Genomic DNA, 21,185 nt, shown 5'->3' on the forward strand with positions numbered 1-21,185 from the left:
TTCTTTTAGTTGTTGATTTCATAACACTCTCCAATTTTGGGGGTGGAAAGTGTCAACCTTATTTAGGACGGCACACTGACCAAAAAAGAAAAAGCTGGCTAAATGCCAGCTTTTTTATTGCTTTGGGTTACCTATGATCTTTTTGCTTTTTAAGCTTTTGACCACCCATGATCTTATTGCTGTGCGACCTTCTTTGTCTGGTCCATAAGACCCAGAGCACCAAAGCCAGTAATCACATCTAGGTTTGTTTTCAAGCCCGTTTCGTCACTTCCACCAATGTAATTTTGTGGCATCTGAACTTGGAAGTTTTGCAAATTGTTGTACAGCGAGTTCGCTACGTCTCGATTCAATTCTGCCAAGTAAACTTCACGGTTTGCTCCTAACGCCGCATACTTACCTTTAAGGACTTCAGATTCTGCGCGACCTTTCGCTAATATCGCTTTCGCTTCAAACTCAGCAGAAAGTGCGTTCGCTTTTTGAATCGCTAAGTTAGCCTCTGCGATAGCTAGCTCTTTCTCCTTCTCGACTTCAGCAAGTCGTTTGGTTTTTTCCACTTCAACGATTTCACGCTCTGCAATCTGACGTGCAACTTCCACTTCTTTTTGCTGAGCAATAATTGCGAGTTCTTTACCACGCTGAGCGTCTTGCACCTCACGTGTTCGTTGAATCTCTTTGCGTAACTGCTCGGTCTCTGCCTGTGCTTTCGACGTTTCTTGTTCCTGAATCGCGCGAATACGATCCGCCACTAGACGCTTTTTATCTGCCAATAACTGATCTAATTGCTTTTCTGGCTGCGGGTCACCAATGGTCACCTGCGTCACTTGAATACCGTATTGTTGTAACGGATTGTCTTGACGAATTGGTTGCCCGGTTTTGTCTACGACTGGCACAGTTTTCCATACCAGTTGATTGGTGCGCTGTAATTGGTTCGGATTGGCTTGATTCGCCCCAACAGGCGCAAGATCCAACTCTTCCACTTCAACCTGACGTCGCTCTGTCAGATAAATCCCCTCTCGTAACTGATCGCCAAGTTTCGATTTGAACTGGTTCAAACCACCTTGGAAAAACTCTTCACCCGTGTATTGGGTCGCGGTAATCACCGTTACGTTACGTGCGTTCTTTACAAGCAGCGCATCGATCAAGTTACTGTTATTGCGGAACTCTTTGTGCATCTTCTTCACCGCTTCAGGATCATTACTGAGCTTAAAGCGGAATGTTACGGGGATCTGACCAATATAGGTGTCGGCAAATCGAACCTGAATCGCATCAAGGCGTTGATAAAAATCTTCGCCCTTGCTGTTACCGAATGACACGGTGATCACTTGGTCATACTTGGTGATTTTGGACAGAAATGGCATGCGAAAATGAATGCCAGGTTCAGTAAACACATCCAACTCACCAGTAATATTATTCTGATGCACGTAGCTGTAACCCGCATCGGTCATCAGCACCGAGCTATTAATCGTTAAGCCTATTGCCAACAGCGGTACGCCAAATACGGCTGCTTTTAATCCTTTATGTAGTAACTGACGTCTTTCTTCCACCTTTAAACCCCTTCCTAAACCTCTGCTTTCCATTTTGTTCTCCTTTTTGGATTGTTACTGAGTTAAATCGATAAAAATCAGATTGCTATGCAACTCAGCGACAAGTACTAATGTATCAAAATGTTACATTAAGGAATAATCGACAGATTCATGGAATAAATAAGATTTTTACGAATAATACAAAATCATCAAAAATTTGCGGAGGATATCGATGTTTTACGCAGAGGGATTAAAAGAGAAGAATCACAGGCAATAAAAAAGGCCGCCGAAGCGACCTTTCTAACAATCATATAAAGTGCTTACTTCACACGACCTACGTATTCAGCAGTACGAGTATCTACGCGAATCACTTCACCAATTGAGATGAACAGAGGAACACGAACAACAGCGCCAGTTGATAGCGTCGCTGGTTTACCGCCAGTACCTTGAGTATCACCTTTCAGGCCTGGGTCTGTGTCTACAACTTCTAGCTCAACGAAGTTTGGTGGAGTAACAGTAATTGGGTTACCGTTCCAAAGAGTGATCATACAAGTGTTGTTTTCTACCAACCACTTAGCGTTTTCACCTACCGCTTTTGCATCCGCTGCGATCTGTTCAAACGTTTCACTGTTCATAAAGTGGTAGAATTCGCCGTCTGAATATAGATAATCTAGGTCGATATCCATTACGTCTGCCACTTCACAAGTGTCACCAGACTTGAATGTTTTCTCTAGCACTTTACCAGAAAGAAGTTTACGAATTTTAACACGGTTGAACGCTTGGCCTTTACCTGGTTTAACGTATTCGTTTTCCAGAATTACACAAGGCTCGTTATCAAGCATTAACTTAAGACCGCCTTTAAATTCATTGGTGCTAACTGTAGCCATTTTTTCCTCTTACATTCTTAGAGCTAAATTCAATGCCGCACATAATAACCCGAAAAGTCGAATCTGTTGAGCAAAACTGGCTCAAACAGTTGGCGAATGGGATCTCTGATCCTGCAAAATTGCTCGAAATACTGGAAATTGATCCTTCACCGTGGCAAGACGGGTTTGCCGCGCGCAAGCTGTTTGCACAGCGTGTACCGCAAAGTTTTGTCGATAGGATGGAGAAAGGCAACCCTAAAGACCCTCTTCTACGTCAGGTTTTACCACTGAGCGACGAATTTGAGGTGCATCCGGGTTACTCCAATGATCCATTGGAAGAGCAGGACAATGAAGTCCCTGGCCTGCTACACAAGTATCGCAACCGCGCCCTGATGATTGTCAAAGGTGGCTGCGCGGTAAATTGCCGTTACTGTTTTCGTCGTCACTTCCCTTATCAAGAGAACAAAAGCGGGAAACAAGCCTGGACCAAGTGCTTAGAGTACATGGCACAACAACCAGAGTTGAACGAAGTCATCTTCTCAGGTGGTGATCCATTAATGGCAAAAGACGATGAGATTCATTGGCTTTTAGAGCACATTGCTCATATTCCTCACATCAAACGTCTGCGTATTCATAGCCGTTTACCTGTGGTGATTCCAGCTCGAGTCACTGATGAACTATGCCAACTTCTGCAAGCATCAAGGTTACAAATCATCCTCGTCACTCACATCAACCATGCCAACGAAATCAATGACGAATTTGCTGAACAGATGTTCAAGCTCAAAAGAGCGGGCGTTACGCTTCTAAACCAAGGCGTTCTACTGAAAGGCGTGAATGATTCGGTAGAAGCTCAAGTGGCGTTAAGTGAGGCCTTATTTGACGCGGGCATCTTGCCTTATTACCTCCACGTTCTTGATAAGGTGCAAGGCGCAGCGCACTACTTTATTTCGGACGAAGAAGCGAAAGCTATTATGCGCGGACTCATCACGCGTGTATCGGGTTATCTGGTACCAAAACTCACACGAGAAATTGGTGGCAGGCCAAGTAAAACGCCGTTGGATTTGCATTTAGAGTAAGCTCTGACGCTCAATTAAATTTGTCGTCTAGATTGATTATTTTTGTTCGCTTTGCACGGTAAGTCTATGCATACTCCGCACTTTTGGAGGTCAAGATGCATACAGCATTCGAACAAATTTTCGATCTTGGCCCATTCAGTTGGCCTGCCCTACTATGCTGCGCCATTAATGGGCTCATGATCGGTATAGAGCGTCAAACTCGTGGTAAACCGGTTGGCATTCGCACAGCAATATTAATTATTTCAGGCACCTACCTGTTTATGTCGATGGCAGTGTCGTTATCGCCAAATACACTTGATCAAGCACGAGTGCTTGGTCAGATCATTACTGGCGTCGGCTTCTTAGGCGCTGGCGTTATGATGACACTTGATGGAAAAATCCATGGCGTAACATCCGCGGCTGTAATATGGGTGCTAGCAGGTTTAGGTTTGATGATAGGTTTGGGTTATTTAACGCAGTCGGTGGTTATTACTCTCCTGACATTAACCGTGTTGTTAGGTGTGGATAAAGCAGAAAACCACATCAAAGCATTACGCCGCGGTGTTCATCAAAGAATTCAACAACGCAAAACTTCATCACGATTAATTAAATAGTTAACGCTCCGAGAAACTCACTTCATCTCATCAGTAATTAAAGAGCCCTCGACGAACATCGAGGGCTTTCTGTATATAAAGATTCTGACTTTCTCAGGGATTACTTAGCAAAGTTGATGAGTGGGAAACACTTGAAGAAACCGTTATCCGCACAGTTCAAAAGACCAATTTGCACACCATCGATTTGATCGGTCATGTTGAAGAAACCAAACTGGAAATTAGACTTCTTAGAGATACTCGCTAAGCCCACATCCGCCATGGTGTAGCCTTCAGAATAGTTAACCGCGCTCCAGTTCAAGCCTTTTACGTTGTTCGTAATGTTAACAGCACCCAAGTTAACACCCGTCGTCTGACCTTGGTTCCAGTTAACTAAGCCTAAAGACGCGCCTTTCATTTCTTGATTTACTTTTGCTGCGCCAAAAAACAGACCGAAGTTCACACCTGTCGTACGATCCGTTTCTGACATACCAAGCAGTGAAAAGTCGACACCTTTAACCTCATTTACCTGCCCATGCAACACAGCTAAACGAACGCCACCTACTGAAGAATTAGAGGGTGCGTTTGTGTTATCGATAGTAGAGAACATCACAGGTGTACTGTCGGCAAAAGCAACAGGTGATGCGATAGCGGCTGCAACCGCCAATGACGTCATAAGCTTTTTCATTTTCATCTCCATGATGGGAAGCAACAATTTACAACATAGTGTAATGTTCAGATTTTGCTCTGTCCCCGTTCAAAAAGTGTTAGCAATAGGTCAGATTTAACCATCTGACTCAAAAGAAAAAATATTTCTCTTCGATTTTTTGCTTCTGAAATGGCGCTTTTTACGCTCAAAAATTTCATGATAAGCCACACCAGAACGTCATGTTTCTCAGGTGACACGCATAAAAAAGTCGAGGCATCTGCCTCGACTTTTAAGGGTTTGGTCGGTTATCTTTCCGCTATAAGGTTTCCCTAGAGCGATGAGATAAGCTGGCTTACATCATGCCGCCCATACCGCCCATGCCACCCATGCCGCCCATGTCAGGCATCGCTGGCGCGTCTTTTTGCGGTAGGTCAGTAACCATCGCTTCAGTTGTGATCATCAGACCTGCAACCGATGCTGCGAATTGTAGTGCAGAACGAGTAACTTTAGTTGGATCTAGGATACCCATTTCTAGCATGTCGCCGTATTCGCCTGTTGCCGCGTTGTAGCCGTAGCTACCTTCACCCGCTTTCACGTTGTTCGCAACAACTGAGTCTTCCTCACCTGCGTTCTTCGTGATTTGACGGATTGGCGCTTCCATTGCACGTAGTGCAACGCGGATACCAACGTTTTGTTCTTCGTTGTCACCCGTTAGGTGAGCAATCTTAGATGCCGCGCGGATAAGTGCAACACCACCACCAGCAACAACACCTTCTTCAACCGCTGCGCGAGTTGCGGCTAGCGCATCTTCTACACGGTCTTTCTTCTCTTTCATTTCAACTTCAGTCGCAGCACCAACTTTGATTACTGCAACACCGCCAGCCAGTTTAGCTACGCGCTCTTGTAGTTTCTCTTTGTCGTAGTCTGAAGTTGCGTCTTCGATTTGTTGACGAATCTGAGCAACACGGCCAGAGATCATCTCTTCTTCACCGATACCATCGATGATAGTCGTGTTTTCTTTCGTGATAGAAACACGCTTCGCTTGACCTAGATCTTCTAGTGCAACTTTTTCTAGCTCTAGACCGATCTCTTCAGAAATCACAGTACCGCCAGTTAGGATAGCGATGTCTTGTAGCATTGCTTTACGGCGGTCACCGAAACCAGGTGCTTTCACAGCTGCAACTTTTACGATGCCACGCATGTTGTTCACAACCAATGTTGCTAGCGCTTCGCCTTCTACATCTTCTGCAATGATAAGCAGTGGACGAGATGCTTTCGCGACAGCTTCTAGCGTTGGAAGAAGCTCACGAATGTTTGAGATCTTCTTGTCTACTAGAAGAATGAATGGGTTTTCTAGATCAACACTGCCTGATTCTTGGTTGTTGATGAAGTAAGGAGACAGGTAACCGCGGTCGAACTGCATACCTTCTACTACGTCTAACTCGTCTTGTAGCGCCTGACCTTCTTCAACCGTGATAACGCCATCACGACCCACACGCTCCATTGCTTCTGCAATGATATTACCTACGCTTGCGTCTGAGTTTGCAGAGATAGTACCAACCTGCGCGATCGCTTTTGTGTCGTTACATTCAACAGAAAGCTCTTTTAGTTGCTCAACTGCCGCAGCAACAGCTTTGTCGATACCACGCTTAAGATCCATTGGGTTCATGCCCGCCGCGACTGCTTTTAGACCTTCGTTAACGATAGATTGCGCTAGTACCGTTGCTGTTGTTGTACCGTCACCCGCTGCGTCGTTTGCTTTAGACGCAACTTCTTTAACCATTTGTGCGCCCATGTTCTGGAATTTATCTTCCAGCTCGATTTCACGCGCTACTGATACACCATCTTTAGTGATAGTTGGTGCACCAAAAGATTTGTCTAGAACGACATTACGTCCTTTAGGACCCAGTGTTACTTTTACTGCGTCAGCCAGAACGTTTACACCTTCCAGCATTTTAACTCGTGCGTCATTACCAAATTTAACGTCTTTAGCAGCCATCTTTGATTTCCTTTCTAAAATTCTTTGTGTGTAATTTCGTAATTGAATCTGAGCAAAAAATTACTCAATGATTGCTATTATTCAACGATCGCCATGATGTCGTTTTCAGACATGACAAGCACTTCTTTACCGTCGATTTTTTCAGTTTTTGTACCGTAACCTTCAGCGAAGATAACGGTATCACCGACTTTAACGTCTAGTGGCAGTACGGTGCCGTTTTCTAGGATGCGGCCTTTACCCACAGCTAGAACAACACCGCGAGTCGATTTTTCTGCAGCAGAACCAGTCAGAACGATGCCACCAGCAGACTTAGATTCAACTTCTTTACGTTCAACGATAACTCGGTCATGTAATGGACGAATGTTCATCGGTCGTCTCTCCTGAAAATTTCCATGTTTATTTGATAATTGTCCTTAGGGACTGTAGCCCCAGACACGTGATCCCTATATAAGGGGTCGAAGCAGCGATCCCAAGGGGGTGGCACAAAATTTTTGTGACTTAGTTAAAATAACGAACAACTAGGCAACGGTTTGCGTTAGAAATGCTCACTCGCTCGGCATCTCGCTTTCTTGTATCCTTGCAGTTTGCTCACCAGATAGTTGTCACACATGCAGGAAAATAACAAGCTAGAACCCCAAGCGACCGATAAGCATGGTTTGTTGACCGCACCCATTCCTGAAACGCTGCGGAAAATGACCGTCCCCATGACTGTGGGCATGATCGCAATTTTGATGTTTAACTTGGTGGACACGTTTTTTATCTCGCTGCTTGGCACTCAAGCGCTAGCGGCTATCAGCTATACCTTCCCTGTCACCTTTGCGGTTAACTGCATTACGATGGGGATTGGGATGGGACTATCGACCAATATTGGTCGCTTGCTTGGGCAAGGTCATGCACCACAAGCTGCTCGGTTCACCACCCACGGTTTGTTGTTAGCCGTGTTACTTGTGGCTATCACGTCTTCTATTGGCTTTACCACCATTGCGCCATTGTTTCGTTTTCTTGGTGCGTCTGATGATCTCATCCCTCTTATTGAGCAATATATGCAGGTCTGGTATCTCACCATTCCTCTGCTAGTGATCCCAATGGCGGGCAACAGTGCTATCCGAGCTACTGGCGACACAAAAACACCAGCAAAAGTCATGATGTTGGCTGGTTTGATTAATGGCATGCTCGATCCATTGTTGATTTTCGGTTATGGCCCTTTTCCGGAACTTGGCATTCAAGGCGCAGCCATAGCAAGTGCCTTTAGCTGGTTAGGTGCTTTGTGTGGCTCATTCTATGTGCTAATTAAACGGGAAAAATTGCTTGCTCAACCCCAATGGGCTTTGCTGAAACAAGACTGGCAACAGACACTAAAAATTGGTACCCCTGCTGCGCTATCAAACGCGATGAATCCGTTGTCCGGTGCCATTCTGATGATGCTGTTATCCAACCATGGTACAGCGGCGGTTGCTGCTTACGGCGCAGCGCAGCGTATTGAGTCTATATTGATTTTAGTATTGATGTCGCTGACCTCTGCCCTCACACCGTTTATGGCACAAAATTTAGGAGCCAAACAACCGCAACGAGCCTTTTCCGGTTTATTTATTAGCATGCGTTTTGCAGTGGTATTCCAAGGGTTTATCTTCTTGATGATGGTGCCACTGAGCATTCCTCTGGCTGCGCTGTTTTCTCAGGAAGATGCGGTGAAAAACCTGCTTTGGCATTATTTACTGGTGGTGCCATTTAGTTATGGCTTCCAAGGCATAGTGATGATGTTAGTCAGTGGTTTGAATGCGATGCACAAGCCATTGCGTGCATTCCAGTGGAGCTTTATGCGGCTGTTCATTTTTACCTTGCCATCGGCGTGGATCGGGAGCCAAATCTACAGTATTGAAGGCTTGTTTATCGGTATCGCGGTTGGGAATACGTTGGGTGGGCTACTGGGCTACTTGTTTGCGCTGCGCGAGCGAAAATTAACGCTCATAGAGCAGAGCAGCGTGTCTTAACACTCGTCTATCGCTAGTTTCTTTTTGTTGATTCTCAAATACAAAAAACCGCGGAAAGCCGCGGTTTTGTTTATCTATTTCAAACTTGCTTAGAACAACTCTTCAGCAACTTTGTATAGATCGTTGCGTACTGGACGCTTCATGTTTTCGATTGCATCGATGATATCGTGGTGAACAAGTTGCTCTTTCACGATACCTACACAACGACCACCATGACCTTCGATCAATAGGTGAACAGCGTAGTTACCCATACGAGATGCTAGTACGCGGTCAAATGCAGTTGGACGACCACCACGTTGGATGTGACCAAGTACTGTTGCACGAGTTTCACGACCTGTCGCGGCTTCGATGTCACGTGCTAGTTCATTAGCATCCATCATTAGCTCAGTAAGCGCGATGATCGCGTGTTTCTTACCTTTAGCGATACCATCTTGGATGTTGCTGATCAGCTTGTCTTTGTCTAAACCAGTTTCCGGAGTGATGATGTATTCACAACCGCCCGCAATTGCAGACATCAGAGTCAAATCACCACAGTGACGGCCCATGATTTCTACAATTGAAATACGTTGGTGAGATGAAGAAGTATCACGTAGACGATCGATTGCATCGATAACGGTGTTTAGTGCACTTAGGTAGCCCACAGTGTAATCCGTACCTGCGATATCGTTGTCGATTGTGCCCGGAAGACCGATACATGGGTAACCCATTTCAGTCAGTTTCTTCGCACCCATGTACGAACCATCACCACCGATTACCACTAGTGCATCGATACCATGTTTTTTAAGGTTCTCAATCGCTTTTTCACGAACTTCCACTTGTTTAAATTCAGGGAAACGTGCAGAACCTAGGAACGTACCACCTTTGTTGATCACATCTGAAACGCTAGAACGATCTAGCTTCTCGATGCGGCCTTCGTATAGGCCTAGGTAGCCGTCGTACACACCGAATACTTCCAATCCTTCGGATAGTGCTGTACGTACTACGCCGCGTATCGCAGCGTTCATACCAGGTGCGTCACCGCCACTTGTTAAAACACCGATCTTCTTAATCATGCTCACCCTCGATCTTTGGCAATCAATTATTTAATTTTCTTTTAGGCCCCTTGTTACCAAGCAACCTGCATAATCCAGAACTGTGCGTTATGTTACATTTCCTCTACAGGATTACCAATGAAAACGCACTTTTTTATGTAACTTTTCTACTTATGTAAGAGTATTACAGTTTCTCTATGAAACTTTGTTGATTCATATCAGGATCACGAATCTTAATAAGTATTGATGGAAAGATAGTCAATAAGTACCTGTTTGTCGTCGGGCACTGATGGATTTTTCAAGCCTACCAATCTTGCGCTTTCTGCTCTTTCTCAGGTCCGAAAACGACAGACAATGGATCTTGATGGATCAGTACGTCCGCATCAGGAAACAGAGCCAATAAATTATCTTCCACTTTATCAGCAATGTAATGCGCCTCAATTAATCGTAAGTTATCGTCTAGCTCTAAATGCAACTGTATAAAGCGCGTCGGTCCGGACATTCGCGTGCGTAACTGATGCACGCCCAATACCCCTTTTACGCTCAAACAAGCTTGGTTAATTTGCTCAAGTTCTTCATCGGGCAACTTTCTATCAAGTAAGGTTTGAATCGCTTCGCTGACCATTTTGAAAGCGCTATAAAGAATGAAGACACCAATACCAATCGCAAACACAGCATCCGCTTGAGTCACTCCAAAATAACTGAGCCCCAGAGCCACCATGATCGCAGCATTCATATACAAGTCAGTCTGATAATGCAGAGAATCCGCCGCTATTGCTTGGCTCCCCGTCACGCGAACCACATGTTTTTGGAACATCACCAAGCCAAGTGTGACCACAATCGCAAACAGCGATACATACACACCTAACTCCGGTGCATGTAAAGCATGTGGGCGGAAAAATCGGTCAATCCCGTTAAGAATCAAAAATACTGCCGAGCCCGAAATAAACATTGCTTGGGCTAGGGCCGCTAAGGACTCAGCTTTACCATGTCCAAACGTATGTTCGCGGTCTGCCGGTTGTAAGGCGTAACGAACCACCACAAGATTCACAACCGAAGCCGCGATATCTAACATGGAGTCAATCAATGACGCCAATAAGCTCACTGAGCCGGTTACCCACCACGTGATGACTTTTACTATCAGAAGAAGCGTCGCCACAATGGTTGCAGTCCAAGCGGCGGTCGTAACTAAACGTGCGTATTGCTGTTTCATAATCAAAGAGTTAACTAAAACCATACGTTGAGTATATTGAATGACCATGAAATAACCAGATCAAAAAGAGGCAACCAATGGCTGCCTCTTTATATAACATCAATTCATGACTTAATTATTGCGCGACTTTTCCATGCGCTTGTGCATTCTGTCGCCACACTCTTGCATACGTTCATTTTGTAGCTCAACAAATTTCGCTTTCTGCTCAGGTGTTAATACGCTAAGCATTTGGTGCTTTCTTTCTAGCATTTGCACGCGACGTTCCGTTTGGCGCTCAACCATCTCTTTTGCTAATTCGCTAGCTTGAGCTTCATCAAAGTTATCCGCCAGCAAAAGCGATTGTACTTTTGCGTGATGCGCTTGACGCTCAGCCATACGTGCTTCTTTGCCATCAGCGAATTTTGCTTTCATTTCTGCTTTGTTTGCTTCACGCATTTCTTTTAGCTGATCTTTTTGTGCATCAGTCAGGTCTAGTTGACGCATGACACCTCGGTCCATACCCATGCCGCATTCGTCACGAGGGCCTTTATGATGGTTTTTACCACCGTAAGCGAATGCGCTTGCGGCGCCAAGAGTAAGAGGTAGAACAACAGCAGCTAACACAAGTTTTTTTGCAGACTTCATAATACGATTCCTTACACAGGTGAGTGGTTCTTCTGAGCTGTTCTCACAGCGCTTGAGTATAGAATACGACCCGCTAGGTAAAGCGACGTATAGGGAGCGTAAAGAATCGTAAAGAGTGATTTTTCTCCTCTTCGTTGCGCATCATTCCAATGTAATATTAGGTTATCGGTAACTTACTATAGGTGCCCCCATGGCAAACATTCTTTTAATCGATGACGATATCGAGCTAACTAGCTTATTAAAAGAAGTACTCAGTTTCGAAGGGTTTGACGTCAGCGAAGCAAATGACGGTGAAGCCGGCTTAGCCGCGATCAATGATAAGATTGATTTGATTTTGTTGGATGTCATGATGCCAAAACTCAATGGCATGGAAACGCTGAAACGCTTACGTGAAAATTGGGAAACTCCCGTCTTGATGCTGACCGCTAAAGGGGAAGAAATTGATCGCGTGATCGGCTTGGAACTGGGCGCGGATGATTATTTACCAAAACCTTTTAGTGACCGAGAGCTGTTAGCGCGAATCCGCGCGATTTTACGCCGCACTAGCAGCACACAAAAAAATACCAAAAACAGCGATTGCATTGAGTATCAAGAAATCCGCCTCTATCCCGGTAAGCAAGAAGCGTATTGTGAGCAACAGTTACTCGATCTCACAGCAACCGAGTTTGCGCTACTCACCCACTTCGTACAAAACCCAGGACAAGTGCTGACCAAAGAGACACTGAGCTTAGATGTGCTTGGTAAACGACTCGCTGCTTTTGATCGCGCTATCGATATGCATGTCTCGAACTTACGTAAAAAATTACCAGATCAAAGCAATGGCAAGCCGCGAATCAAAACCCTGCGTGGTCGTGGCTACATGCTGCTTGAGGAGGATTAATGCGCCTATCACGCATCAAACTGCCAAACATCAATAGCCTGTATGGACGCATCTTTGCCATTTTTTGGTTCACCATGTTATTAGTATTGATAGCCGTGCTATCACTGCCACATTTGGACCCACGCAAAGCTCGCGATATTCCAGAAGAACACTACAAACGTATGGTAGAAACGCGTGACTCAATCCAACAAAAATACAGCCAGCAAACAGATTTAGGCCGCATACTTTTTCGTATCGAGGGCAACCGTCACGGCAAGCACGACCCTCGCCCACGAGTCTTTTTTTCTGACTACAGCGGTAATGTTCTTACGACAGAAAAACGCAGCAATTTTCAATTGCGTGCCATGCAAAACTTTGTCACCAGTATCGAAGATTACAATAATCCAAAGCAGAAGCTGTATGGTCGATACATGATTGCGGGCCCAATTCCTATCACTTTGGCAGGTTCCGATATCTTGATGTACGTGGGCTTCAAATGGAATGAGCCACCACCTCTACTCCTGCGTCTGTTTGATCACCCATTCCAGCTCTTGCTTGCGGTCATGCTGGTTAGTACACCATTGCTGTTATGGCTTGCTTGGGCTTTGAGTCAGCCTGCACGTCGTCTTGAAGCCGCTGCTCAACGTGTGGCGAAAGGTGAATTTGTCACAGACCCAAATTTAGAAAAAGGTACGGCGGAATTTCGTCAAGCAGGTAGCAGCTTCAACCAGATGGTCGAAGCGGTTAATCAAATGATTTCAGGACAACAACGTTTGCTATCCGATATCTCTCACGAGCTGCGCTCACCTTTAACTCGTCTACGCATGGCAAGCGCATTAGCGACGCGTAAACAAGGAGAAAGCCCAGAATTGACTCGTATCGATACCGAAGCGCAGCGCTTGGAACAGATGATCAGCGAACTATTAGAGCTTTCTCGCATGCAGGCGAACAGTCATATGACTCGCGAAACACAGCCATTAGAAAGTTTATGGGAAGAGATCATTAAAGATGCGCAGTTTGAAGCAGAGCAAATGGGCAAACAGCTACACTATTCAGAATTACCTAAGCGCAATATTTCCGGTAACCCTAAACTGCTGATGAGTGCGGTGGAAAATATCGTTCGTAACGCCATTTACTACGGAAAAGATGAGGTACAAATCGACATCAAAGCCGATGACGATACGCTTCGTATCACGGTTGACGATAATGGAGAAGGTGTACCAGAAGAGGAACTGGCCGCGATTTTTCGCCCGTTCTATCGCGTTTCCACGGCACGCGATCGCCACTCTGGCGGCACAGGTCTCGGCCTAACCATTACCGAAAGTGCCATTCGCCAGCACAGTGGCACGATCGCAGCCAGCCGAAGTCCTTTAGGCGGATTGCGCATGAGTATCACCTTACCGATCAATTGTTAGTCTCAATTTGATGAACTAACAATAATTCGCACCATATTTCTAGAGTGAGTGATTAACAGCCCCACCCTCACTTTAGAAATTGGTGAGGCTTCGTAGAATACCCTTACAAAGATCAAAGTTGATAATAATTATCGTTAGCATTAAAGTGAATTTTCCAATTAAGGAGGATTTACTATGTCACATACATTTCCCGCTCTGCCTTACCCGTACGATTCACTAGAGCCGTACATCGACGCGAAAACCATGGAAGTGCATTACAGCAAACACCACAAGACGTACTTTGATAAGTTTGTAAATGCCGTTGAAGGGAGCGAGCTCGAAACTCAGTCATTAGACGAGATCTTTGACAATATCTCTAAGCTCAGTCCAGCAGTACGTAATAATGGGGGCGGCTATTACAACCACATCATTTATTGGAATTGCATGTCACCAAACGGTGGCGGAGAGCCTCAAGGCGCGCTTGCTCAAGCAATTAACGATAAATTTGGTAGCTTTGCGCAATTTAAAGAGGCGTTTGCCCAAGCAGCCATCAATACCTTTGGGTCTGGCTTTGCATGGCTGATCGTAAAAGATGGTGAGATTCACATTACGTCCACCAGTAATCAAGACAACCCTCTGATGGATGTAGTGGATGTGCGCGGTGAACCAATCCTCGCATTAGACGTGTGGGAGCACGCGTATTACATCAGCTACCAAAACCGTCGCCCAGAATATATTGATGCGTGGTGGAACGTCGTCAACTGGCGAGCAGTTGAAGAAAACTATGCTCACGCTCTCTTATAAAGAGCATCACTACTTACGGTATTAACATCCGCGCTAATGCCTGCTTTCATACCCAGGTCAATCTTGCTGAATCTCGCATATCTCGGTGACTTGGGTATATACTGCCCCTCTCTTTGACCAACTCTATTTCAATACCATGTTTGATATCGCTTTATACGAACCAGAAATCGCGCCGAACACCGGCAACATCATTCGACTATGCGCCAACTGCGGTGCAAACCTTCACTTAATTGAACCTCTGGGTTTCGATCTTGAAGAGAAAAAAGTCCGCCGTGCTGGTTTGGATTACCATGATTTAGCTCGCGTAACACGCCATAAAAACTATCAAGCGTTCTTAGAGTATTTAGAGAAAGAGAAGCAAGGTAACTATCGATTGTTTGCCTGCACCACCAAAACCACAGGTCACCACGTTGATGCACAATACCAAGCGGGTGATGTTTTGATGTTTGGTCCAGAAACTCGTGGCTTGCCTGCTGAAATCATCGATAGCTTACCAATGGAGCAGCGTATTCGCATTCCAATGATGCCAGATGCGCGCAGCCTAAACCTTTCGAATGCCGTTGCGATCATTGCTTTTGAAGCATGGCGTCAAATGGGCTTTGAAGGCGCATTGTAAGCAGCACGAATTCCAAATACAGAAAAGGGCGCTTGGTGCGCCCTTTTGTTTTCTTTACTGTCTAACTCAATCAGTTGAGCTTGTTGCGATCATCATCGTCTTTACGCTCGTATTCCCCTTCGAAGGTCTTGCCATTATCTGACTGGGAATCAAATGGGTCACGACGGAACGGGTCTTGCTCAAATGGCCCCTGGTTAGAGAAACCACCTTGGAAGCCACCACCATGCATGGTTTTCACCACCATTTTGCTCATCAAGTATTTAGCTATCGCGGCGCGTGGCGCAGGAAGCAACACCAACATACCAAGGGCATCGGTCATAAAGCCCGGGGTTAACAGTAGCACGCCAGCCACCGCTAGCATTACGCCTTCAAAAATTTGCTGGGCTGGAATTTCACCTTGTTCAAGACGCCCCTGTACTGACATCAGTGTTTGTATACCTTGGCTACGAACCAACGACGCACCAACAAATGCAGTGATTAAGACTAGTGCAATGGTCGGCCATAAACCTAAAAAGCCGCCCACCTGAATAAATAAGCCGATTTCAATGATCGGAACAAAAATAAACGCTAATAATAAGATAGGAAACACACGCCCTCCTTTGTTTAATTCAGTGTAATGGTAAAAGCAGACTAAGCTCAAACGAATCGTTGTAAAAAAGCGTGTTCATACTGGTCTCCTTCTTTTTTAGACAAAGTAGCGGGAGCGCGTTTCATTCAATTGCATACCGATTTTTTCGTGCTTTTAAAGTGCTAATTTCGAACTCTAAAAACTCATGTTTGTCGAGGAAAATCGAGTACCCATAAAGGGTTATTAATAACCCGTTCATACTTTGCAAATTATTGACTCATGAAAAACGAAAAAGGTGATCTAGTTACTATTTTTATGCGCTAGGTGCAGTATCATGTGCCACATAAGTCAGGACGGATTTTCCAGCCAAAAATTCTGATGAATGGATTCTAGATTGCAGAAATGGCTAATAAATAACTTTATTATCAGAATTATCATCTAAGGATCCTGCTATGGCTACCCTATCTGATGCTCCAAAAACAGCAAACCCAGCCACTCGTATTGAAGAAGATCTATTAGGTCAACGTCATGTCCCTGCAGATGCGTACTACGGTATTCATACGCTACGTGCGATCGAGAACTTCAACATCTCTAATATGACCATTTCTGACGTACCAGAATTTGTACGCGGCATGGTAATGACCAAAAAAGCAGCAGCGTTAGCAAACAAAGAACTTGGCGCTATTCCAAAAGACGTTGCAAACTACATCATCGAAGCGTGTGATTTGATCCTAGAAACTGGCAAGTGTATGGATCAGTTCCCATCAGACGTATTCCAAGGCGGTGCAGGCACTTCAGTTAACATGAACACGAACGAAGTGATCGCAAACGTCGCGCTTGAGTTGATGGGTAAAGAGAAAGGCCAATACGAATTTGTTAACCCAAATGACCATGTAAACAAGAGCCAATCAACCAACTGTGCGTACCCAACAGGTTTCCGTATTGCGGTATACAACAGCGTACACAAGCTAATGGAAGCAATTGAGTACCTAAAAGGCGCATTCGAACTTAAAGCCGTTGAGTTTAAAGATGTACTGAAAATGGGCCGTACTCAGCTTCAAGACGCAGTACCAATGACAGTAGGTCAAGAGTTCCATGCGTGGGCGGTAACACTAAACGAAGAGATTCGTGCTCTAGATTACACATCTAAACTCCTCCTAGAAATCAACCTAGGCGCAACCGCAATCGGTACTGGTCTAAATACACCAACTGGCTACCAAGCGCTTGCAGTAAAACACCTAGCGGAAGTAACAGGCCTTGACGTTGTTGCAGCAGAAGACCTTATCGAAGCAACGTCTGACTGTGGTGCATACGTAATGACTCACGGCGCGCTAAAACGCCTAGCAGTGAAACTATCGAAGATCTGTAACGACCTTCGTCTACTTTCTTCTGGTCCTCGTGCGGGTCTAAATGAATTGAACCTACCTGAAATGCAAGCAGGCTCTTCAATCATGCCAGCTAAAGTAAACCCAGTTATCCCAGAAGTAGTAAACCAAGTTTGCTTCAAAGTTCTCGGTAACGACAACACGGTTTCTTTCGCAGCAGAAGGCGGTCAGCTACAGCTAAACGTTATGGAACCTGTGATCGCACAAAGTGTGTTTGAGTCTATCTCTCTACTACACAACGCGTGTGTGAACCTACGTGATAAATGTATCGACGGCATCACTGTGAACAAAGAAGTTTGCGAAAACTACGTTTACAACTCTATCGGTATCGTCACTTACCTAAACCCATACATCGGCCACCACGAAGGTGACATCGTAGGTAAGATTTGTGCAGAAACTGGTAAGAGTGTTCGTGAAGTCGTGCTAGAGCGCGGTCTGCTTACAGCAGAGGAGCTTGATGAAATCTTGTCAGTAGAAAACTTCATGCATCCTACTTACAAAGCAAAACGTTACGAGTAATAACGAATCCGAAGGGGGCCACTCAGGCCCCTTTTTTAGGCTCTCATACGGTTAACCACATTTTTTATATGCTTTTATTGCCGCTAAACCACTAGGTTCTCATTCTCTGAGCATTTACTCCTGTTCCTGAGTGTTCAAAAAATCAGAATCAAATAAAAAACTAAAGAGGTATCAATATGGTCATGGTCGAACTCTTCGTGGTTCTGCTCTTCATCTATTTGGGGGCAAGAATCGGTGGTATCGGCATTGGTTTTGCCGGTGGTGCTGGGGTCATTGCGTTGTCTTTGATCTTGGGCGTACCAACAAGCCAAGCTTACATTCCCGTTGACGTAATTTTGATCATCATGTCTGTAATCACCGCTATCGCAGCAATGCAAGTAGCTGGTGGTTTAGACTGGATGGTGCAAGTTGCTGAAAACTTTTTGCGCAAGCATCCTGAGCGCATCACCTTTTATGCGCCTATCGTAACTTACCTAATGACATTAATGGCGGGTACTGGCCACACGGCATTCTCTACTTTGCCAGTGATTTCAGAAGTAGCGAAAGGCCAAGGCGTGCGCCCTTCTCGTCCACTGTCTATCGCGGTCGTAGCATCGCAAATCGCTATCACCGCATCACCAATCTCAGCGGCTGTTGTCGCGTTCGCGGCAATGCTGCACCCATTTGGCGTTGACTACCTAACACTACTAGCAATCTGTATCCCAACGACGTTCATCGCGTGCATGATCGGTGCGTTCGTGGCGAACTTCATGGGCTGTGAGCTAAAAGACGATGCTGAATACCAAGAGCGTCTAGAAAAAGGCTTAATCAAGCTAAATACAGAAGCAAAACGCGAAATCCTACCAACAGCGAAGAAAGCAACCTTCATCTTCCTAGGCGCAATCGCATTTGTCGTGTGTTACGCAGCAGCAATTTCTGGCTCTGTGGGTCTTATCGAGAACCCTGCTCTAGGCCGTAACGAAGCTATCATGACGGTAATGCTCGCAGCTGCGGCAGCTATCGTAATGAGCTGTAAAATCGATGCTGGCAAAATCCCAGCCGCAGCAACATTCCGCTCTGGTATGACAGCGTGTGTGTGTGTTCTTGGTGTGGCATGGCTAGGTTCTACGTTCGTTAACGCGCACGTTGACGGCATCAAAGAAGTTGCGGGTGCGCTACTAGCAGACTACCCATGGATGCTAGCACTTGTTCTATTCTTCGCTTCAATGCTGCTTTACTCACAAGGTGCAACCACTGTTGCGCTGATGCCAGCAGCACTAGCAATCGGTGTTGCACCACTTACCGCAGTTGCATCTTTCGCAGCAGTAAGTGCGCTATTCGTGCTGCCAACTTACCCAACGCTTCTAGCAGCGGTTGAGATGGACGACACGGGCTCAACTCGTATCGGTAAGTACGTATTCAACCACCCATTCTTTGTACCTGGTGTGGTAACCATCGCTTCTGCGGTAGCACTTGGCTTCGCATTCGGTGGTCTACTGATCTAGTAGAAACAGAGTCTTACTCGGGGAGCTTCGGCTCCCTTTTTTATTGCCTGTTGTCTTGATTTATGCTCAATAAATCTTCATTTTCATGAAACTTATTGACTCGCCTCCGGGTCTGATTGAGTTACACTAACGGCAATTATCTAAGATGAATTGACTCTTTTATGCGCGCATTACTTTCCGTTTTACTCTTAGGGCTCATTACCTTTTCCACTCCGTCTTTAGCTTTATTTGGCAAAGACCAGTTTAACAGTAGCCAGAACAACAGTTTTGGTAGCAGCAGCGACAGCTTTGTTCCGGTTGATCAGGCGTTTCCATTTAACTTCTACCAGCAAGATGACAAATTGATGCTCGATTGGCAGGTACGTGACGGGTACTACCTATATCAAGAGCGCTTGTCTGTAGCTGGTGAGAAAGTATCGCTAGGCGAACTGCAAATGGAAGACGGCACACCGCATAAAGATGAATTCTTTGGTGACGTGCATATCTATACGCAACCTCTCTTCGTTAACGTACCAATGTATGATTGGCAAGACGGTGCGCGCGTGGTGGTACAATACCAAGGTTGTGCGAAAGCAGGCTTCTGTTACCCGCCAGAAACTCGCGTGATTCCTATCAGCGCGTTTACTTCGTCGAACTCAGATTCAACAACGGCGACAACTGCATCAAAAGCAGAACAGGCACCAACAGCAACGCCACCAGCGGTGCAATCATCTAGTTCTGCCGACACACCATCAGCTCCAGTAACACAGCAAGATAGCCTTGCAGCCAACCTTGCTGATAACTGGTGGACACCACTTCTGTTCTTGGCGCTTGGTGTGGGCTTGGCGTTTACACCTTGTGTGCTACCGATGTACCCAATTCTGACCAGCATAGTGCTTGGCAGTGGCAAACTAAGCCAACGCCGCGCGCTAGGCTTGTCATTCGTCTACGTGCAAGGCATGGCGCTGACTTACACCCTACTCGGCCTTGTGGTCGCGTCTGCTGGCATGCAGTTCCAAGCGGCAATGCAACACCCTTATGTGCTGATTGGTTTGAGCGTACTGTTCATCGCACTCGCTTTGTCTATGTTTGGTCTGTACTCATTACAGCTACCAAGCAACGTTCAAACGGGGTTAAACAACCTCAGCAACAAACAACAAGGCGGCAGCAGTGCAGGCGTATTCGCTATGGGGGCGATTTCTGGACTGGTGTGCTCACCATGTACCACAGCGCCTCTGTCTGGTGCGCTACTTTACGTTGCACAAAGCGGCGATTTGCTTACCGGTGGTATCGCGTTATACGCGCTGGCGATGGGCATGGGTATTCCGCTGATTCTTGTTGCGGTCTTCGGCAACAAACTGCTACCAAAAGCAGGTGGTTGGATGGACCGAGTGAAAACACTCTTCGGCTTTATTCTGCTTGCCGCACCTATCTTCTTACTAGAACGCATCATGCCAGAAATGTGGTCAACGATTCTGTGGTCAGCACTGGGTATTGCTGCTTTTGGTTGGCTATACCACATCAAAAACAGTCTAGAGTTTGGTGGCTGGAAACAAAGTGCCGTGGGCATAATCGCCGTCTTAGGTTTGCTAGCCTCAGCACAACCTATCTTAAATTACTGGTTTGGCAACAGCACAACACAAACTCAGCAAGCCACTGTTAGCTTTACTCGCATTGCTAACGTGGCGGAGCTTGAAGAACAACTGGCACTTGCGAAAGCGGCAGGTAAACCCGTCATGCTCGATTTCTACGCCGATTGGTGTGTAGCATGTAAAGAGTTTGAAAAGTACACCTTCCATGACCCAAGCGTCGAAGCCAAACTGCAAGACTTCGTTCTTCTGCAAGCGGACGTGACCAAAAACCAAGTGCAAGACATCGAACTACTGAAGCACATGAGTGTGCTTGGTTTACCAACAATTGAGTTTTGGGATGCCAGTGGTGAACACGTTTCAAACGCTCGTTTGACGGGCTTTATGCAAGCCGAGCCTTTCTTAGAGCATATCAAGCAGTTCTGATAACCAGATATTCAAACGCCA

19 protein-coding genes are annotated in these 21,185 nt (G+C 45.7%); 10 read left to right on the forward strand and 9 right to left on the reverse strand.

What is annotated here, in order from left to right:
- Nucleotides 1-173: 173 nt before the first annotated feature.
- On the reverse strand, nucleotides 174-1,577 hold the full coding sequence (locus tag R7E38_RS21545; protein ID WP_005386397.1) for an SPFH domain-containing protein: 1,404 nt from the start codon (nucleotides 1,575-1,577) through the stop codon (nucleotides 174-176).
- Nucleotides 1,578-1,843: 266 nt separating this feature from the next.
- Entirely contained in the window at nucleotides 1,844-2,410 is a 567-nt protein-coding gene (efp, locus tag R7E38_RS21550; RefSeq protein ID WP_005381500.1) for an elongation factor P, read from the reverse strand.
- Between the two features lie 32 nt (nucleotides 2,411-2,442).
- Here efp and epmB point away from each other — a divergent pair, with 32 nt between their 5' ends.
- Both epmB and R7E38_RS21560 read left to right on the forward strand, forming a co-directional pair.
- On the forward strand, nucleotides 2,443-3,465 hold the full coding sequence (epmB, locus tag R7E38_RS21555) for an EF-P beta-lysylation protein EpmB (protein WP_005381502.1): 1,023 nt from the start codon (nucleotides 2,443-2,445) through the stop codon (nucleotides 3,463-3,465).
- Nucleotides 3,466-3,560: 95 nt separating this feature from the next.
- On the forward strand, nucleotides 3,561-4,058 hold the full coding sequence (locus tag R7E38_RS21560) for an MgtC/SapB family protein (RefSeq protein ID WP_005381504.1): 498 nt from the start codon (nucleotides 3,561-3,563) through the stop codon (nucleotides 4,056-4,058).
- A 100-nt stretch (nucleotides 4,059-4,158) separates the two neighbouring features.
- Here the strand turns inward: R7E38_RS21560 and R7E38_RS21565 are convergent, their stop codons facing one another.
- From R7E38_RS21565 to R7E38_RS21575, 3 genes are all read right to left on the reverse strand, one after another.
- Entirely contained in the window at nucleotides 4,159-4,722 is a 564-nt protein-coding gene (locus R7E38_RS21565) for a VC2662 family protein (RefSeq protein ID WP_005381507.1), read from the reverse strand.
- A 313-nt stretch (nucleotides 4,723-5,035) separates the two neighbouring features.
- Nucleotides 5,036-6,682 (reverse strand): chaperonin GroEL, encoded by a 1,647-nt coding sequence (gene groL, locus R7E38_RS21570; protein WP_005381509.1) that lies wholly within the window; start codon nucleotides 6,680-6,682, stop codon nucleotides 5,036-5,038.
- A 77-nt stretch (nucleotides 6,683-6,759) separates the two neighbouring features.
- The gene (locus R7E38_RS21575) at nucleotides 6,760-7,050 is read right to left on the reverse strand and encodes a co-chaperone GroES (protein ID WP_005381516.1); all 291 of its coding nucleotides are present in this window, start codon (nucleotides 7,048-7,050) and stop codon (nucleotides 6,760-6,762) included.
- 240 nt (nucleotides 7,051-7,290) lie between these two features.
- Here R7E38_RS21575 and R7E38_RS21580 point away from each other — a divergent pair, with 240 nt between their 5' ends.
- Complete coding sequence (locus tag R7E38_RS21580; protein ID WP_226084243.1) at nucleotides 7,291-8,673, forward strand: MATE family efflux transporter; 1,383 nt, start codon at nucleotides 7,291-7,293, stop codon at nucleotides 8,671-8,673.
- Between the two features lie 89 nt (nucleotides 8,674-8,762).
- On the opposite strand, the gene pfkA is transcribed toward R7E38_RS21580, so the two are convergent.
- The 3 genes from pfkA to R7E38_RS21595 all read right to left on the reverse strand — a co-directional run bounded on the left by pfkA (nucleotide 8,763) and on the right by R7E38_RS21595 (nucleotide 11,541).
- Nucleotides 8,763-9,725 (reverse strand): 6-phosphofructokinase, encoded by a 963-nt coding sequence (gene pfkA / locus R7E38_RS21585; protein WP_005381521.1) that lies wholly within the window; start codon nucleotides 9,723-9,725, stop codon nucleotides 8,763-8,765.
- 283 nt (nucleotides 9,726-10,008) lie between these two features.
- Nucleotides 10,009-10,917 (reverse strand): CDF family cation-efflux transporter FieF, encoded by a 909-nt coding sequence (fieF, locus tag R7E38_RS21590; protein ID WP_025768809.1) that lies wholly within the window; start codon nucleotides 10,915-10,917, stop codon nucleotides 10,009-10,011.
- Nucleotides 10,918-11,028: 111 nt separating this feature from the next.
- Nucleotides 11,029-11,541 (reverse strand): CpxP family protein, encoded by a 513-nt coding sequence (locus R7E38_RS21595; protein ID WP_005386388.1) that lies wholly within the window; start codon nucleotides 11,539-11,541, stop codon nucleotides 11,029-11,031.
- Nucleotides 11,542-11,731: 190 nt separating this feature from the next.
- Here R7E38_RS21595 and R7E38_RS21600 point away from each other — a divergent pair, with 190 nt between their 5' ends.
- From R7E38_RS21600 to trmL, 4 genes are all read left to right on the forward strand, one after another.
- Complete coding sequence (locus R7E38_RS21600; RefSeq protein WP_005382384.1) at nucleotides 11,732-12,421, forward strand: response regulator; 690 nt, start codon at nucleotides 11,732-11,734, stop codon at nucleotides 12,419-12,421.
- Nucleotides 12,421-13,815, forward strand: a complete 1,395-nt coding sequence (gene cpxA / locus R7E38_RS21605; protein WP_005382383.1) for an envelope stress sensor histidine kinase CpxA — start codon at nucleotides 12,421-12,423, stop codon at nucleotides 13,813-13,815. The genes R7E38_RS21600 and cpxA overlap by 1 nt, the downstream gene beginning before the upstream one ends.
- A 174-nt stretch (nucleotides 13,816-13,989) precedes the next feature.
- A complete protein-coding gene (locus R7E38_RS21610; protein ID WP_005382382.1) occupies nucleotides 13,990-14,598 on the forward strand; it encodes a superoxide dismutase in 609 nt (202 codons plus the stop codon).
- 136 nt (nucleotides 14,599-14,734) lie between these two features.
- Complete coding sequence (gene trmL, locus R7E38_RS21615) at nucleotides 14,735-15,214, forward strand: tRNA (uridine(34)/cytosine(34)/5-carboxymethylaminomethyluridine(34)-2'-O)-methyltransferase TrmL (RefSeq protein ID WP_005382381.1); 480 nt, start codon at nucleotides 14,735-14,737, stop codon at nucleotides 15,212-15,214.
- A gap of 70 nt (nucleotides 15,215-15,284) precedes the next feature.
- Here trmL and R7E38_RS21620 read toward each other — a convergent pair whose 3' ends face one another.
- Nucleotides 15,285-15,803 carry an FxsA family protein gene (locus tag R7E38_RS21620; RefSeq protein ID WP_005386383.1) on the reverse strand — a complete coding sequence of 173 codons (519 nt, stop codon included), beginning with the start codon at nucleotides 15,801-15,803 and terminating at the stop codon, nucleotides 15,285-15,287.
- Between the two features lie 431 nt (nucleotides 15,804-16,234).
- Here R7E38_RS21620 and aspA point away from each other — a divergent pair, with 431 nt between their 5' ends.
- From aspA to R7E38_RS21635, 3 genes are all read left to right on the forward strand, one after another.
- On the forward strand, nucleotides 16,235-17,686 hold the full coding sequence (aspA, locus tag R7E38_RS21625) for an aspartate ammonia-lyase (RefSeq protein ID WP_005382379.1): 1,452 nt from the start codon (nucleotides 16,235-16,237) through the stop codon (nucleotides 17,684-17,686).
- Between the two features lie 176 nt (nucleotides 17,687-17,862).
- The gene (locus tag R7E38_RS21630) at nucleotides 17,863-19,170 is read left to right on the forward strand and encodes an anaerobic C4-dicarboxylate transporter (RefSeq protein ID WP_042523706.1); all 1,308 of its coding nucleotides are present in this window, start codon (nucleotides 17,863-17,865) and stop codon (nucleotides 19,168-19,170) included.
- A 161-nt stretch (nucleotides 19,171-19,331) separates the two neighbouring features.
- Nucleotides 19,332-21,164 (forward strand): protein-disulfide reductase DsbD, encoded by a 1,833-nt coding sequence (locus tag R7E38_RS21635; RefSeq protein WP_226084245.1) that lies wholly within the window; start codon nucleotides 19,332-19,334, stop codon nucleotides 21,162-21,164.
- Nucleotides 21,165-21,185: the final 21 nt, after the last annotated feature.

Origin of the sequence: Vibrio sp. Vb2131 (assembly GCF_033338535.1) — a bacterium.
In the GTDB taxonomy this organism is placed as follows: domain Bacteria; phylum Pseudomonadota; class Gammaproteobacteria; order Enterobacterales; family Vibrionaceae; genus Vibrio; species Vibrio alginolyticus.